17 protein-coding genes are annotated in these 14,131 nt (G+C 70.6%); 8 read left to right on the forward strand and 9 right to left on the reverse strand.

Going from position 1 to position 14,131, the window contains the following annotated elements:
* The first annotated feature begins 8 nt into the window (after positions 1–8).
* Entirely contained in the window at positions 9–671 is a 663-nt protein-coding gene (locus Aco03nite_RS43780) for a hypothetical protein (protein WP_203807412.1), read from the forward strand.
* Here Aco03nite_RS43780 and Aco03nite_RS43785 read toward each other — a convergent pair.
* The 3 genes from Aco03nite_RS43785 to Aco03nite_RS43795 form a co-directional block, all read right to left on the reverse strand.
* Entirely contained in the window at positions 610–1,365 is a 756-nt protein-coding gene (locus Aco03nite_RS43785) for a sugar O-acetyltransferase (protein ID WP_239145931.1), read from the reverse strand. The genes Aco03nite_RS43780 and Aco03nite_RS43785 overlap by 62 nt on opposite strands.
* Positions 1,352–2,788 (reverse strand): MFS transporter, encoded by a 1,437-nt coding sequence (locus Aco03nite_RS43790; RefSeq protein WP_203807414.1) that lies wholly within the window; start codon positions 2,786–2,788, stop codon positions 1,352–1,354. Before Aco03nite_RS43790 ends, Aco03nite_RS43785 begins: the two co-directional genes overlap by 14 nt.
* An 86-nt stretch (positions 2,789–2,874) precedes the next feature.
* Positions 2,875–3,567, reverse strand: a complete 693-nt coding sequence (locus Aco03nite_RS43795; RefSeq protein WP_203807416.1) for a hypothetical protein — start codon at positions 3,565–3,567, stop codon at positions 2,875–2,877.
* A gap of 228 nt (positions 3,568–3,795) precedes the next feature.
* Here Aco03nite_RS43795 and Aco03nite_RS43800 point away from each other — a divergent pair, with 228 nt between their 5' ends.
* Together Aco03nite_RS43800 and Aco03nite_RS43805 are read left to right on the forward strand one after the other, a co-directional pair.
* A complete protein-coding gene (locus Aco03nite_RS43800) occupies positions 3,796–4,506 on the forward strand; it encodes a maleylpyruvate isomerase family mycothiol-dependent enzyme (protein WP_203807418.1) in 711 nt (236 codons plus the stop codon).
* Between the two features lie 15 nt (positions 4,507–4,521).
* Complete coding sequence (locus tag Aco03nite_RS43805) at positions 4,522–5,175, forward strand: VOC family protein (RefSeq protein WP_203807420.1); 654 nt, start codon at positions 4,522–4,524, stop codon at positions 5,173–5,175.
* A gap of 110 nt (positions 5,176–5,285) precedes the next feature.
* Here the strand turns inward: Aco03nite_RS43805 and Aco03nite_RS43810 are convergent, their stop codons facing one another.
* Together Aco03nite_RS43810 and Aco03nite_RS43815 are read right to left on the reverse strand one after the other, a co-directional pair.
* Positions 5,286–5,717, reverse strand: a complete 432-nt coding sequence (locus Aco03nite_RS43810; RefSeq protein ID WP_203807422.1) for an ankyrin repeat domain-containing protein — start codon at positions 5,715–5,717, stop codon at positions 5,286–5,288.
* Between the two features lie 82 nt (positions 5,718–5,799).
* Positions 5,800–6,165, reverse strand: a complete 366-nt coding sequence (locus tag Aco03nite_RS43815; protein WP_203807424.1) for a hypothetical protein — start codon at positions 6,163–6,165, stop codon at positions 5,800–5,802.
* A 93-nt stretch (positions 6,166–6,258) separates the two neighbouring features.
* On the opposite strand from Aco03nite_RS43815, the gene Aco03nite_RS43820 reads away from it, so the two are divergent.
* Positions 6,259–7,020: a hypothetical protein gene (locus tag Aco03nite_RS43820; protein ID WP_203807426.1), complete on the forward strand. Its 762-nt coding sequence runs from the start codon at positions 6,259–6,261 to the stop codon at positions 7,018–7,020.
* Here the strand turns inward: Aco03nite_RS43820 and Aco03nite_RS43825 are convergent.
* Positions 7,017–7,637: a TetR/AcrR family transcriptional regulator gene (locus tag Aco03nite_RS43825; RefSeq protein WP_203807428.1), complete on the reverse strand. Its 621-nt coding sequence runs from the start codon at positions 7,635–7,637 to the stop codon at positions 7,017–7,019. The genes Aco03nite_RS43820 and Aco03nite_RS43825 overlap by 4 nt on opposite strands.
* 69 nt (positions 7,638–7,706) lie before the next feature.
* Between Aco03nite_RS43825 and Aco03nite_RS43830 the strand changes: the two genes are divergently transcribed.
* Both Aco03nite_RS43830 and Aco03nite_RS43835 read left to right on the forward strand, forming a co-directional pair.
* Complete coding sequence (locus Aco03nite_RS43830; RefSeq protein WP_203807430.1) at positions 7,707–9,170, forward strand: MFS transporter; 1,464 nt, start codon at positions 7,707–7,709, stop codon at positions 9,168–9,170.
* Positions 9,163–10,134, forward strand: a complete 972-nt coding sequence (locus Aco03nite_RS43835) for an alpha/beta hydrolase (protein ID WP_203807432.1) — start codon at positions 9,163–9,165, stop codon at positions 10,132–10,134. Before Aco03nite_RS43830 ends, Aco03nite_RS43835 begins: the two co-directional genes overlap by 8 nt.
* A 70-nt stretch (positions 10,135–10,204) precedes the next feature.
* On the opposite strand, the gene Aco03nite_RS43840 is transcribed toward Aco03nite_RS43835, so the two are convergent.
* On the reverse strand, positions 10,205–10,561 hold the full coding sequence (locus tag Aco03nite_RS43840) for a MerR family transcriptional regulator (RefSeq protein ID WP_203807433.1): 357 nt from the start codon (positions 10,559–10,561) through the stop codon (positions 10,205–10,207).
* 54 nt (positions 10,562–10,615) lie between these two features.
* On the opposite strand from Aco03nite_RS43840, the gene Aco03nite_RS43845 reads away from it, so the two are divergent.
* Both Aco03nite_RS43845 and Aco03nite_RS43850 read left to right on the forward strand, forming a co-directional pair.
* Entirely contained in the window at positions 10,616–11,326 is a 711-nt protein-coding gene (locus tag Aco03nite_RS43845) for a Pr6Pr family membrane protein (protein WP_203807435.1), read from the forward strand.
* A gap of 166 nt (positions 11,327–11,492) precedes the next feature.
* Positions 11,493–12,284 (forward strand): AAC(3) family N-acetyltransferase, encoded by a 792-nt coding sequence (locus Aco03nite_RS43850; RefSeq protein ID WP_203807437.1) that lies wholly within the window; start codon positions 11,493–11,495, stop codon positions 12,282–12,284.
* Here the strand turns inward: Aco03nite_RS43850 and Aco03nite_RS43855 are convergent.
* On the reverse strand, positions 12,277–12,912 hold the full coding sequence (locus Aco03nite_RS43855; RefSeq protein WP_239145932.1) for a response regulator: 636 nt from the start codon (positions 12,910–12,912) through the stop codon (positions 12,277–12,279). The genes Aco03nite_RS43850 and Aco03nite_RS43855 overlap by 8 nt on opposite strands.
* A gap of 8 nt (positions 12,913–12,920) precedes the next feature.
* A complete protein-coding gene (locus Aco03nite_RS43860; RefSeq protein ID WP_203807442.1) occupies positions 12,921–14,078 on the reverse strand; it encodes a sensor histidine kinase in 1,158 nt (385 codons plus the stop codon).
* Positions 14,079–14,131: the final 53 nt, after the last annotated feature.

A 14,131-nucleotide genomic window follows, 5' to 3' on the forward strand; every position in this document is an offset into this window, starting at 1 on the left:
CTGTCTCGATGTTATTTACCGTCGTGGGGTCCAGCTGCTCCGGCAAGACAGCCGCGGCCCGAGCCGTCGAAGCCCTGGCAGCAGGCACGGGTGACGGCCTGGTGGTGCACGACTTCGACGAGATCGGGGTGCCGCCCGGTGCCGGCGCGGGGTGGCGGCACCGGGCCACCGAGGCGTGGATCCGGCGGGCGCTGGAGTACCAGGCAGCCGGCGTCGACGTGCTGCTGACCGGCCAGTCGCCGCTGGGGGAGGTGCTGGCCTGCCCGTCGGCCACCGCCCTCGACGGGATCGCCGCCTGTCTGATCGACGTCGCCGACCCGGTGCGGCTGCGCCGGCTCGAGGAACGCGACCCGGAAAAATGGGACGACCGGACGAAGGAGGCGTTCCTCGGCTGGGCACAGTGGCTCCGAGGACATGCCGCAGACCCACAGCACCGACCGGAAGCGATCACCGCCGCGGGTGGCGAGGACATGCGCTGGTCCCGGTGGTCCGCCTGGTCCGGCTCCGACCCCCGATGGGCGGTCCCCACCATCGACACCACCGGTCGTACGATCGAAGAAACCGCCCTCGTCCTGCACAGCTGGATCACCGGAGCCCGCCGCGCCCGGCTCAACGGCCACCTGCCGCTGGCCCCGGGCTGGGCAGACCACCATCCGCCGGTTCCGCGGTAGGCAGATCGCCTTCCACCGGCCGCGGGGTGGGCAGATCGGCGTCGGTGATCGGGCGGACCACCCGGCAGGGTGTGCCGACCGCGACGGTCATCGGTGGGATGTCCCGGCTGACCACGCTGCCCGCGCCGATCACCGCGCCGTGGCCGATGGTCACGCCCGGTAGCACCACCACGTTGCTGCCGATCCACACCCGGTCCCCGATGGAGATCGGTTTCGAGAACCGGCGGAAGTCCTCCCGCAGCGCCGGATGGATCGGATGTCCGGTGGTGGTCAGCGTGACCCCGGGCGCAATCATCACCCCGTGACCGATCCGGATCTCCACATCGTCGACGAACGTCAGGTTGACGTTGCCGAAGAAGTCGTCACCGATGTGCACGTTGCTGCCGAATCCGGCATGAAACGGCGACAGCAGCACCGTCCGTTCCCCGACCGATCCCAGGATCCGTTCCAGCAGCTCACGCTTACGTTCGGTGTCGCCGGGCCGGGTGTTGTTGTAGTCGAAGATCAGCTCGGCCCGCCGGTTCGGGTTCTGGAAGGCCGCTTCCGTCTCGGTGTAGAACCCGTCCCGCCGGATCCGCTCCCGGACCTCCTCCCTTCCGTGCACCGCATCCTCCTCGCGAGTCCCGTTGTCTTCGCGAACCCTGTTGCCCTCGCGGCTCTCGGCGTTCTCTTCGCGGACTTCATCGGCGGACACCGGCGGCCCCCTTCCGGCTGTCGTGGTCGGCTTCTTTCCGAGCGCCGCGGTTTGTTCCTTTCCGAACGTTGTGCAGGAACAGCAGGCTCAGCGGCAGCGCGGCGGTCAGACCGGACAGGACCAGGAATCCAGACGACCAGCCGTTCCGCTGCACGACGATACCGATCAGCGGCGCCGCGGTCGCGATCCCGAGCGCACTGGCCGAATTGATCCATGTCCACGCCTGGGTAGCGACCTCACGGGCGGTCACCTGCTGTACCAGAACCGCGCCGGGGATCACCACCAGCGCGACCACTCCACCGACCACCGCATACCCGGCGAACATCACCGGCACCGACGGCGTCAGCGCCAGCAGCGCGCAACCAACCGTGAGGACCAGGCTCGCGACCGCCATCACGGTTCCCGGCCCACTTCTCGCAAGGTCGCCGTTCGTGAGGTCGCCGTTCGTGAGGCGTCCCTCCGCCAGGCCGCTTTCCCTCGGGCCGCCTTCCACCAGGTCGCTTCTTGTCGGCTTTCCTTCCGCGGGGCCGCTTTCCGTGGGGCCGTTCTCCGGCCGGTTGCCCTTGGCGAGATTGCCGTAGACCAGGCCCGCGACCAGGCTGACCGCCCCGGCCACCCCGGTGATCGCGCCGGTCAGCGCCCCGGAACCATGTGCGACCGCGAACCCGGCGATCGCCACCCCGATCCCGCCGAAGAACAACCCGAGCGCCAGGTTGGCCGCGAACAGGCCGAGGAACCGCCGCTCGATCAGCCGCCGATCCATGATCAGCCCGGCCAGGCCGGCCGGTCCGGTCCCAGCCACGCCGGCCGTCCCCACCTCCGACGTGATCCCGGGCGCCGTTGCCGGCCCTGCCTCAGGTTCTGTCCCGGTTGCGGTCAGCAGCACCGCCAGACCGGAAACGACAAGGGCGACGGCCAGCCCCAGACCGGCCCACGGTAGGAACACCGCGCTCAAGCCGGTGACCAGAACCGGACCCACCAGGAAGGCCGTATCGTTCGCCGCGCCGTCCAGTGACATCCCCGCCGTCAGTACCCGCTCGTCCGGGCCGGCGACCCGCCGCCACCGCGCCGCGGACAGCGCCCCGATCGGCGGCACCGTCGTCCCTACCAGCGCGGCCAGCGGCAGCAGGATGCCGGCCGCCGCCGACCGGGCACATGCCACCACCAGCAGCGATGCCGCCACCGCGAAGACTCCGGCGGTGAACGGGACGACCCGCCGCTGGCCGTGCCGGTCGACGAGGCGGGCGATCTGCGGCCCGGCGATCGCCTCGGCGGCCGCGAACATCCCGGCCGCCGTCCCAGCGAGCCCGAACGACCCGGACACCCCATACACCGCCCACATCACGGCGAGCCCGCTCATCGCCACCCCGAGCCGGGCGACCGCGGCGGACAGAAAGAACCGGGCGACCCCCGGAGACGACAAAATCCGACCTGTGAACAAAGCAGAACCCCAGCGGTGGTGATCACCGCGAGCTGCCAGACAGGTCGGACTGGAACATCAACTCGCTCTTACGGCGCCGAACATACCTCAATGAACTCCCGCGTGGCCAGAACCTGCTCGTCGTCGAGCCGGCGTAGCGCCCACGCCAGGTCGACCAGCTCGGGCAGCAGCGGGTGCGGCTGGCCCCACGGGATCTCGGCGGCCTCGATGCCGAGCAGCGCCGCCAGCTCGCCGACCGAGATGCCGATCAGCCGCGCGATCGGGTTCACGAACCGGTCGGCGAGCGGTATCCGGCCCGCCGTCGCCATCCAGTACGTCGACGTCGACACGTACGGGCCGCCGCCGAGAACCATCAGGACCTGGCTGTCCATCCGGATGTTGCGGTTGGCCAGCAGTCGCCGCAGCACCACCCCCGGTGTGGCGTCGTCACCGTCGTCCGGGAACGGCCGGTCCCGTCGCACCGGCCGCGCCGGCAGCTCCCGGACGAACCCGCGGACCCGGGCGAACGCCGCCGGATCCAGGCGGCCGGCGCTCCAGAGAAGCCTCTTGACCCGTAACCGGTGCTCGAGCTGAGCCGGAGCCAGATCCTCCGGCACCTCCAGTCCTGCGAACAGGAACAGATCCGCGGTGTGCAGCCCCAGTTCCGGTCCGAGCCGCCGCAGCAGCGTGTCGTCCACCGTCGTCTCCGGGTCGAGCGAGGGCAGGCCCCGCAGCTCCAGCAGCCGGGCGAGCCGAATTCCAAAGGGGACGAGACCGGTCATCGGCCCACGGTAGCGGTCCCTCCACCACGAGAAACACCGCGCGGTCCGGTATCGACATCAGCGGAAGCCAGGGCGCGGCCACGGTCACCTTCACACTCACGACCCGGTGACGGACCGATCGGTCCGGCTCCGCCTGATCGCCGCCCGGGGTCCGGCGGGTCGCCGCCTCGGTGTCCGACCAGATCCGGCATCCGTTCCCTGGCCGAGCCGAGGTCTAGCGTCAGGCTTGTGGACTGGCTCACACCTGACCGTTATCTGTCCGCCATGGAGTCCGAGGCCGCGCGTTTCGCCGCCGCCGTGAGCGGGCGTGACCCCGGGGAAGCGGTGCCCACCTGCCCCGATTGGACGGTGCGTGACCTGGTCACCCACGTCGGCACCGGCCATCGCCTGTCCGCCGCGGTGGTGTCGGCCCGGGCGGGCGCTCCCGGCCCGTACGAGCTGATCGATGCCCCCGAAGATCCTCGGGAATGGACCGCCTGGCTGGTCTCCGGCGCCGCCGGCCTGATCGGTGCGGTGCGGGAGCAGGGCTTCGCCACGCGGGTGTGGACGTGGATCCCCGAGCATCCGACCGTCGGTTTCTGGCTGCGGCGGATGCTGCACGACCTGATCGTCCACCGGTTCGACGCCGATCCCGGCGGCGATCTGGACGAGGATCTGGCACTCGACGGTGTCGCCGACATCCTGCTGTGTTACGCCCAGCCCCGGTTCGCCGTGCACGGTACCGGTGAGACCCTGCAGTTCACCACCGGCGCCCACGGCTGGCACGTCACCCTCACGCCCGACGGCGTGTCCTGGCGCCCCGGCACCGGCCCCGCCGACGTGGAAGTGCAGGCTTCGCCTCGGGACCTTCTGTTGATCCTGAACCGTCGCCGACCACCCGCCGTCGTCCACGGGGACGCGGCGCTGCTGGCGAAATGGCTCGCCGCCACCCGGTTCTGAGTCTAGGTTCAGCGGATGGCTGCCGTACTGACCGCTGTCTGTTTCGATGCCGAGGATCCCGCGCGCCAGGAGGCGTTCTGGGCGGCGATGCTGGCCGGGGCCGATCCCGGGTTCGCGGTGCGGTTCCGGCCCGCCCGGGTGCCGAAGACCGGGCCGAACGTCGCGCACTTCGATCTGACCAGCAGTTCCCTGGACGATCAGCGCGCCACCGTGGACAGGGCGCTGAGCCTGGGAGCCCGGCACCTGGACATCGGTCAGGGCCCGGACGCCGACCACGTGGTCCTCGCCGACCCGGAGGGCAACGAGTTCGACGTCATCGCCCCGGGCAACCGTTTCCTCGCCGGCTGCGGGTTCGTGGGAGCGCTGTGCTGTGACGGAACCCGGGAGGTCGGCTACTTCTGGAGCCGGGCGCTGGGCTGGCCGCTGGTCTGGGACCAGGACGAGGAGACCGCGATCCAGTCCCCGTCCGGTGGCCCGAAGATCACCTGGGGTGGCCCGCCGCTGAACCCGAACAACGGCCGTTTCCACTTCGAACTGACCGCCTCCGAGACAGAAATCGCCCACCTGCTGTCCCTGGGAGCCACCGAGCCGGGTGGTGTTCTCGGCGGCCCAGCAAGGGTTCTCGCCGACCCGGACGGCACCGTGATCAGCATCGCGCGACGTCCGTGAGCAGCATCGTCCGGCGTCCATGACCGGCCGGGCGTCCCCGCAGCGTGGAGGCGGTGCTGGAGAAGATCGCGGCCCGGCGCCCGCCGAGTTGCCGACGTCGGATCCGTCCGTCAGTGATCAGCGCCACGACGACGTTCGGCACCGGGGCGCTGATCGTCGTCGTGGCGCTCCGTCTGGAGTTTCGCGGCCCAGCCGGACGCGCTGAGGCCGGTGCCGCCGTCCTCCCGCAACTCCGGGTCGGCGCCCGCCGCGATCAGCAACGCCGCGACCTCGTCGTGCCCATGGCAGACCGCGGCGCAGAGAGGCAGCCCCTCATCGAAGTCGCCGCTCTCCCGGTTGGCGTCGGCACCGGCCTCGAGCAGCGTTTGTACGTTGAACGACCGCCCTTGCACACTCGCCCGGTACAGGGGAGTGGTCCCGTCCTGATCGGGCAGGTCCGGGTCGGCGCCGCGCCGCAACAGTGCCGCGACGTCCCGCGGCGTTCCCCACCCGGCCGCGGCCACGAGCCGCCGCTGAATCTTCTTCCGCCTCCGCCGATTCACACCGCCCACCGTATAGGGCTAGCCTCCTAGGATGCTCCAGAGGGCGTGCGGGGCTGAACAGGACACGACTCGACACGGCACGTCAGAACACACGGCTTCCGATCAGGAACAGGATGACAACCACCGCGACCACCAACCCGACAAGTCCCGACACCGCGCCGATCGTCCACGGCGAGGAGAACCGCCGGGCCAACTGGGGGACCATCGCCAGCGCCACGACGAACGAGATGACCAGAACCGGCACGCTCAGGACCAGCAGGAACCACATCTCGTCCCGGGTGGAGACACAGAAGTCGAGCGCCCCGTCACACGACGCGGTCTCCCACGGCACCAGGTACGCGTTCACCAGCAACCCGACGACAACCAGCGTGTGCACGCCGGCGGCCGCACCGATGGCCCGCCGATGGGCCCGGGGGTTCCGCAACAGCGCGACATCGGCATCCACCATGGAGGCATTTTCCTGCGGCGGCGTACGCGCGGGAAGTGGCCGTTTCGGGTTTCCGGGTCACAGTGGTGGCGGCCGGTCGGTAGCGTCCGCGGCATGGGGGGATCATTGCGGGTGACCGGGTCGTGGCAGCGGTGGTGGTGGGCCGGCCTCCGGATCCTGATGATCGGCGGCTGGCTGGTGGCGGTGGCGGTGAACTGGTGGGTCGCGCCACGGCCGGCCACCTACGAGCAGGCGCGCGCGGACATCGCCGCACGTGACGTGGTCGCCTTCCGGTGGGGTGAGCGCTGGGACAGTGACGCCCGGAGGTGGTTCGGCAACGACACGCTGTACTCGTCGAACCGGATCGGCCCGCTGTTCAGCTGGCGTACCGGGGACGGGCGGGTGCACTGGGTCGACGCCGACAGCGCGAACCCGGACATGGCACCGATGAGCGACGAGGACGTCCAGCTCTACTCCGGTGCGGGGACGACCGCGCTGTCGCGTGAGATCCAGGACGCCGGGCTGGGGGAGCGGCGGGACACCGACATCTTCGTGTTCGGCAATCTCCTCGGCACCATCGGAGCGGTCGTGTACCTGCTGTTCCTGGCCGTGCTGGTGGCCGGGCCGGCTCCGGCGCTCGGCACCAGGTGGTACTGGTTCTGGCTGAACTTCCTGACCCCGTACGGCCTGGGCGTCATCTTCTGGACCCTGCGGGAACGCCCGTGGACCGACCGTCCACCGCCTGATCCCGGCACACCCCGTGACCGCTGGCCTCTGGGCCTGCTGACCGGACTGGTGCTGTCGGTGACGATCCCGCTGGCGTTGCAGCTGCTCACCTGGATCGTCGGCGACCGCTGGTTCCCCGCCGCCCCCTAGACGGCTGCGGTTTCACCGACTCCACCCCGCAGCAGGCGGATGAGTTGTTCCAGGCGCTGTCGATGGTTCCGGACCACCTCGGTGGAGGGTTCGCCGGCGATGAGGCGGCGTGCGTTGTCGGTCAGCACGGTGGTGTAGCCGGATATGAAGAACGCGGCGAGCAGTGTGCTGTCGCCGTCGAAGCCGGGATCCCGTTCGAGTTCGTCGGCCAGTTGGTGCTGCAGGTCGGCGGCGATTTCCCGGGCCCGCGCGATGAGGGGGGCGGAGCCTGCCACGGTGCGGAAGAACGGGGCGGACTCGGCGGCGGTGCCCGACAGCCCGTGCCGGTCGTCGGTCAGCCGTAGCAGCATGGCCTGCAGGGAGTCCAGCACATCGGTTCCCGCGGGACGGTCGCGGACCGCCGAGCGCAGCATCTGCACGGCGTCCTCGGCCCGGTCCAGCAGGAGGTCCTCCTTGCGCGGGAAGTGCTTGAACACGGTGACGGTGGAGACCCCGGCCTCGCGGGCGACGTCGGCCACGGTGACGGCGCCGAACCCGTGCTCGAGGAACAGCCGGGTGGCGATCTGCGAGATCCGTGCGCGCGTCTGCGGTCCCCCACGGGCGTCGGTGCGTGGCATGTGGCCCCTCTCTGGCTGTGGTCAGCATAGTAGTTGTGTGACTTAACTTAATGAGTTAACGTAGTGCCCATGTCCACTGCTGAGGCGAGCCCCACCGCGACGACTCGATCCGAGTCGCTGGGCGACAGATGGATCGCCCTGACCGGGCTGTCCGCGGTGTTCCTGTTCGAGATGCTCGACAACTCCATCCTCAACGTCGCGCTGCCCACGATCGGCCGTGAGCTGCAGGCGACGACGACCGCGCTGCAGTGGGTGACAGGTGCGTACTCGGTCGTCTTCGGCGGGCTGATGCTGCTGTTCGGGGCGATCGCCGACCGGTTCGGGCGGCGCCGGGTCATGCTGGCCGGCCTGGTCCTGCTGGGCGCCGCGAGCCTGGCGACCGCGTTCGTGTCGACCGCCGGGCAGCTCATCGCGGTAAGGGCAGGCATGGGAATCGCGGCGGCGATGACCACCCCGGGCTCGATGGCGCTGGCCTTCCGGCTGTTCCGGGCCGACGACATGCGGGTGCGGGCCATCACCGTCATCTCGACCGCGGGGCTGGTGGGCCTGGCGATCGGCCCGACCGCTGGCGGACTGCTGCTCGCCGTCGCCCCGTGGCAGGCTCTCCTGCTGGCCAACGTGCCGATCGCCGCGCTCGCGTTCGCCGGGATCCGCTTCGGCGTCGCCGCGGATGAGCCGAGCGGCCTGCACGTCGCCCCGCTCGACCTGCCGGGCGCGGCGCTGGGCACGGCGACGATCATCCTGGCCCTGGTCACACCGACCCTCTTCGTGGACCAGAGCGCCGGCTCGTGGGCGCCCTGGACCACCGCAGCCGCGGCGATCGCCGCCGCCGCAGCCTTCGTCCGGCGTGAGCGGACCGCCCGTCACCCCCTGCTCGACCTGCGTCTGCTGGCAGTGCCACTGGTATCGAGCGGCCTGGCCTACAAGGCCGCCGCCGGCCTGGCCGTCGCCGGCCTCGGCTACCTGGTGACGTTGCTGCTGCAGTTCGCCTGGGGCTGGTCCCCCGCGATGGCGGCCGCCGGCATGCTGCCGCAGGTCGTCGTGCTGCTCGCCGGCGGCCGCCTGGTGGCTCCCTTCGTACGGCGCGCCGGCCTGCAACGGGCGGCCTGGCTCAGCGCCGCAGCGGTCGTCACCGGTCTCGCCGTCTTCGCCGCACTGAACAGGTTCGGCTATCCCGGGGTGCTCCTCGCGCTCGTGCTCGTCGCCGCGGGCATGCGCGTCGTCGGGGTGGTGGCCGGCACCAACGTGCTACGCGGACTGCCCGAGAACCGCACCTCGATCGGCGCGGCACTCGTCGACACCTCCAGCGAACTCGCCACCGGCGTCGGCATCGCCGCCACCGGCACCATCCTGGCCGCCCTGTTCACCGGCACCCTCACCGCCGCGAACTGGAGCCCCGCACAAGCCGGGCAATTCCAGCAGGCGGTGACGATCGCGGCTCTCACCCTCACCGTCATCGCGGCCGCGCTCGTCACCTACGGCCTCGTCCGCTCGCACACCACCACGCCCGCCAAGGAGACCCACCATGTCTGACGTCCTGCCGCACCCGCCGTTCGACCCCGAACTCCACGTGTTCCTCAGCGCCATGCAGGAACGCGGCCCCTTCACCCTGACCACCGAGATGCTGCCGCACATGCGGATGCTGGACACCACCGAGCAGGCTATCGACGAGCGGCTGCAGGCCCGGGGGCTGCACCGCCGCACCGTCACCGTTCCCGGCTACCAGGGCGCCCCGATCAACCTGGCCGTCATCAGCCGCATCGGGCACACCGGCCCGGCGACGTGCTTCTACACCATGCACGGCGGCGGCATGATGTTCGGCCACTACCTGGGCAACCTCGACTCCTACGACGAATGGTTGCTCTCCCACGACGACGTGGTCCTCGTCAGCGTCGACTACCGCCTGGCGCCCGAGCATCCCGATCCCTACCCGGTCGAGGACTGCTACGCCGGTCTGCTGTGGACCGCCGCCCACGCCGAGGAACTCGGCATCGACCCCGCGCGCATCGTGCTGACCGGGCAGAGCGCCGGCGGTGGACTCGCCGCGGGCACCGCGCTTCTGGCCCGCGACCGGCAGGGACCGTCACTGTTCGGCCAGATCCTGATCTCCCCGATGCTCGACGACAGCGACTCGACCCTCTCGACCCGCCAGATCGACGGCGTCGGCGTCGCCGACCGCGCCATGACCCGCTTCGCCTGGACCGCCTACCTCGGCGACCGGCGCGGCGGTGACGACGTGTCCCGCTACGCCGCGCCGGCCCGGGCCACCGACCTTACCGGCATGCCACCGACCTACCTCGACTGCGCGAGCGCCGAGGTGTTCCGCGACGAGACGGTGGCCTACGCCACCCGGCTCTGGCAGGCCGGCATCAATGCCGAACTGCACGTCTGGCCCGGCGGATTCCACGGCTTCACCGGCATGATGCCCCGAGCGGCACTGTCCCGGACCGCCACCGCGGCCCTGACGACCTGGACCAGCCGACTGCTCGCGACTTGACCGTCACCACTCACCGGCAGCGGGTGGGCCACCGGAATCCCCGTCCCTCGAGGGCGGGGACACGACTCACCTACCGGGACTCGTGATGGGTGATCTTGTCGGTTATGAGATCCAGCAGGTGTTGGACGTCGGCCAACTGGGAGCGGACACGTTTCTCGTGGTCCTGCAGGAGCTTCAGCTGGGTCTCGGCGGCGGTGGAGCGGTCTCGGCTCGCCTCAGCGTAGCGGCGGATCTCCGGTAAGGGCATGCCCGCGGTCCTCAGCTTGCCGCCGATACGGATCCAGTCGATCTGCGTGTCGCTGTAGCGCCGCCGGCCCGCGCTGTCCCTCGGGATCGGTTCGAGGAACAGGCCCTGCTTCTCGTAGAACCGCAAGGTGTGTGTGGTGAGACCGGTCATCTCGCTCACCTGGCCTATCGAGAACGACACGGTTCCACCCCCGGCGTTTGACTTGGAGTCGACTCTAACTCCTACGGTTCGCGCATGTTCACCACGTCGTCCCTGTATCGATCGGCCAACGCGGTACTCGTGATCAGTGTCCTGACCGCCGTGATTCTGGAGATCGTGCTCCTGGCGCTCAACCAGATCGACGCCCTGTTCCAGCCACCGGCGGTCACGATTCCGTTCGGGACACGGCTGATCCAGATGTTCAGCTTTCTGACCACCCAGAGCAATCTGCTCGCCGGTGTCGTCGCGGCGGTGGCCGTGATCGCGCCGCACCGGGACGGCCGGATCTGGCGCGTCGTTCGTCTCGACGCCCTGATCGGTATCGCGGCCATCGGCATCGGGTTCCAGATCCTGTTCGCGCCGTCACTGGACCTGACCGGCCTGCCGCTGCTGCTGACGGTGCTCTACCACTACGTCGATCCGCTGCTGGCCGTGCTGATCTGGCTGCTGCCGGACCAGCGGCGCACGTGGCGGTACACCGACGTGCTGCCGGCGATGATCTGGCCCGCGACGTGGATGATCTTCGTGTTCGGCTACGGGGCGATCACCCACTGGTACCCGTACGGCATCGTCGACGTCGCCGTGGTCGGTGCGGGAGCGGCGTACCGTACCGGCGCACTGACGTTGATCCTGTTGTTCCTCTTCGGTCTGATCCTGGTCGCCGTCGACAGGTGGCGGCGTCAGGGCCTTGACCATCAGGTCCCCGAGAACCCCGGTGTCCCGGAAACCGGCGCGAACGTAGAGTGACCGGGCGCCCCGGTTCCCCTCCACCACCGCCGGCCGCAACTCGCGCCGGACCGGCCAGTCGTCCGGTCCCGGAGCCCGTGTCTCGATCGTCGGTGCGGGTTCTCCCGAATTCGGTGTTCAGACAATTCGATATCGGCGGACACCGTCGGCGGGGCAGACTGTCGCGGTGACTCAGGAGACGCCGTACACGACTGCCTCGCTCGCCGCTGATCTGCGGGGGCTCGGGCTGGCCGCCGGGGACGTGGTGCTGGTGCATTCGGCGCTGAAGGCGGTCGGGTTCGTCGTCGGGCAGGCGCAGGCCGTGGTCGAGGCGCTGCTGCAGGTGCTGGGGCCGGACGGCACGCTGGTGGTGCCGACGCACACCCCGGACAACAGCGATCCGGCCACCTGGGAGCATCCGCCGGTGCCCGAGTCGTGGTGGCCGGTGATCCGGGAGCAGGCGCCCGGGTTTGATCCGTTGCGGACACCGAGCCGGTGGATGGGGGTCCTGGCGGAGACCGTGCGCACCTGGCCGGGTGCGGTGCGCAGCAGTCATCCGGAGACGTCGTTCGCGGCGCTGGGGCCGCTGGCCGCGGCCGTCACCGCCGGGCATCCGCCGGCCGAGGCCCTGGGTGAGGGTTCGCCGCTGGGTGCGGTGTACCGGGCGAACGGCAAGGTGCTGCTGATCGGCTGCGACCACGGCAACAACACGTCGCTGCACCTGGCCGAGTGCCGGGTGCCAGATCCGCTGATGGAGGAGCACGGCGCGGCGGTCCGCAATCCGGACGGTACGAGCAGCTGGCTGACGTGGACGGCCCCGGTCGACGACGAGTCCGATTTCGACGAGATCGGCCGGGCGTACGAGAAAAGCGGTCCGGTCTGCGTCGGCCGGGTCGGCAACGCCGAATCGCGTCTGATGCCGCAGCGTGCCCTGGTCGACTTCGGCGTCGCCTGGATGATCGCGAACCGGGCTAACTGACCAGGCCCGCTTCGCGGGCCAGCAGACCGGCCTGAGTGCGGTTGGCGCAGTCGAGTTTCACCAGCAGCCGTGACACGTGGCCTTTCACGGTGGCCTCGGTGACACCGATCCGGGCGCCGATCCCGGCGTTCGGCAGGCCCTCGCCGAGGCAGGTCAGCACCTCGACCTCACGCTGTGTCAGGTCGTCGAGCAGCAGCCGGGCCCGGTCACGGCCGGCTTCCTGGCGCCCGGCGGCGGCGACCAGGCCCCGGGTGGCTTCGGCGGACAGCACGGTGTGCCCGTCGGCGGCCACCCGCACCAGCCCGACCAGGTCGTCCGGCGGGGTGGACTTGACCAGGAATCCGGCGGCTCCGGCACGTAAGGCTCGCAGCACGAACTCGTCGGCGTCGAAGGTGGTCAGCACCACCACCGCCGGCCGGTGGGTGAGCCGGGCGATCCGGCCGAGCGCGGTCAGCCCGTCCACGCCGGGCATCCGCAGGTCCAGCAGCACCACGTCGGGCCGGTGCCGGATCACCGCCTCGACCGCTTCGGCGCCGTCGTGGGCCTGGCCGACGACGCGGATGTCGGCGGCCGTACCGAGAATGGTCCTGAGGTGGGCGCAGACCATCGGTTCGTCGTCGACCACCACGACCCGGATCATCGGAGGCCCGCCGGCAGGGTCGCCGCCACCCGGAAGCCGCCGCCGGGCCGCGGCCCGGTGTCCAGTTCACCCTGCACCAGTTCCACCCGCTGTCGTAAACCGATCAGTCCACTGCCGGAGCCCGACCCTGCCAGCACCGGGTCGGCGCCCTGTACCGGCCCGGTGTCGGTCACGCTCAACCGGATCCGGTCCGGCGCGAATCCCACCTCGACCAGCACCGACGCCCCCGGAGCGTGTTTGCGCACGTTGGTGAGCGCCTCCTGCACCACCCGGTACGCGGTCCGGCCGACCACCGGCGCCACCTGCACCGGGTCGCCGTCGCGCACCACGTCGACCGGCACCCCGACCGATCGTGATTCCTCGATAAGGGCGGTGAGATCCGGCAGCGCCACCGGTTCCGGTTCCCGGTGGACGACCTCCGGCGACTGCAGGACGCGGACCAGGTCCCGGAGTTCGTCCAGGGCCTGACATCCCGCGGTGCGCAGTTGTTCGGCGGCCGCCCGGGTCGCCCCGTCCGGGGACGTCACCCCGAGCGCGCCCGCCTGCAGCACCATCAGCGTCACCCGGTGGGTCACCACGTCGTGCATCTCGCGGGCCAGCCGGGACCGTTCCTCGGCGCGCGCCTGCTCGGCGAGCAGATGCCGTTCGCGTTCGGCGCGTTCGGCCCGTTCGGCGAGGGCCAGCAGCAGGCGGCGGCGGCTGGCCGACCACAACCCGAACAGCGCCGGCATCACCGTCATCGTCAGACCGAGCGTGACGACCGTGACGTGCGGCTGCCACGGCCGGACCGCGAGGACCGTGACCAGGGCGATCAGCGTCCAGCCGGCCCGCGGGTGCCGTCCGTGCACGATCGTCGCGTAGATGGCGAAGGCGCTGCCGACCGGGGTCACCACCCACACCGGCTCCACGTCGGCCGGCCAGATGGAGCCGGGCGCGATCAGCTCCGGGATCCACTGCAGCAGCGCCACCAGCGCCAGGACACCGAGCACCGCCTCCGGGGCGCGGCGGCGCGCCACCAGGCCGAGCTGGGCGACCGCCTGCACCACCAGCAGCACCGTGCTGTACCGGTTGTCCAGGTGCCAGTGCCCGATCACCACGACGGTGTCGGCGGCAGCCACGGTCACGGCCAGCCAGACGTCGAAGAGCAGGTACATGCCCACACGGTAGTGCCCACTACTTTCGTAGGGGTCGCCCCGACCTTTCGGTC

This window comes from Actinoplanes couchii, from assembly GCF_016862075.1.
GTDB lineage: Bacteria > Actinomycetota > Actinomycetes > Mycobacteriales > Micromonosporaceae > Actinoplanes > Actinoplanes couchii.

What these genes read in the sequence shown, in the direction of transcription:
- Aco03nite_RS43780 (WP_203807412.1), top strand. Translation starts at nt 9, where the DNA reads ATGTTATTTACCGTCGTGGGGTCCAGCTGCTCCGGCAAGACAGCCGCG.
- Aco03nite_RS43795 (WP_203807416.1), bottom strand. Translation starts at nt 3,567, where the DNA reads ATGACCGGTCTCGTCCCCTTTGGAATTCGGCTCGCCCGGCTGCTGGAG.
- Aco03nite_RS43805 (WP_203807420.1), top strand. Translation starts at nt 4,522, where the DNA reads ATGGCTGCCGTACTGACCGCTGTCTGTTTCGATGCCGAGGATCCCGCG.
- Aco03nite_RS43815 (WP_203807424.1), bottom strand. Translation starts at nt 6,165, where the DNA reads ATGGTGGATGCCGATGTCGCGCTGTTGCGGAACCCCCGGGCCCATCGG.
- Aco03nite_RS43820 (WP_203807426.1), top strand. Translation starts at nt 6,259, where the DNA reads ATGGGGGGATCATTGCGGGTGACCGGGTCGTGGCAGCGGTGGTGGTGG.
- Aco03nite_RS43825 (WP_203807428.1), bottom strand. Translation starts at nt 7,637, where the DNA reads ATGCCACGCACCGACGCCCGTGGGGGACCGCAGACGCGCGCACGGATC.
- Aco03nite_RS43830 (WP_203807430.1), top strand. Translation starts at nt 7,707, where the DNA reads ATGTCCACTGCTGAGGCGAGCCCCACCGCGACGACTCGATCCGAGTCG.
- Aco03nite_RS43835 (WP_203807432.1), top strand. Translation starts at nt 9,163, where the DNA reads ATGTCTGACGTCCTGCCGCACCCGCCGTTCGACCCCGAACTCCACGTG.
- Aco03nite_RS43845 (WP_203807435.1), top strand. Translation starts at nt 10,616, where the DNA reads ATGTTCACCACGTCGTCCCTGTATCGATCGGCCAACGCGGTACTCGTG.
- Aco03nite_RS43860 (WP_203807442.1), bottom strand. Translation starts at nt 14,078, where the DNA reads ATGTACCTGCTCTTCGACGTCTGGCTGGCCGTGACCGTGGCTGCCGCC.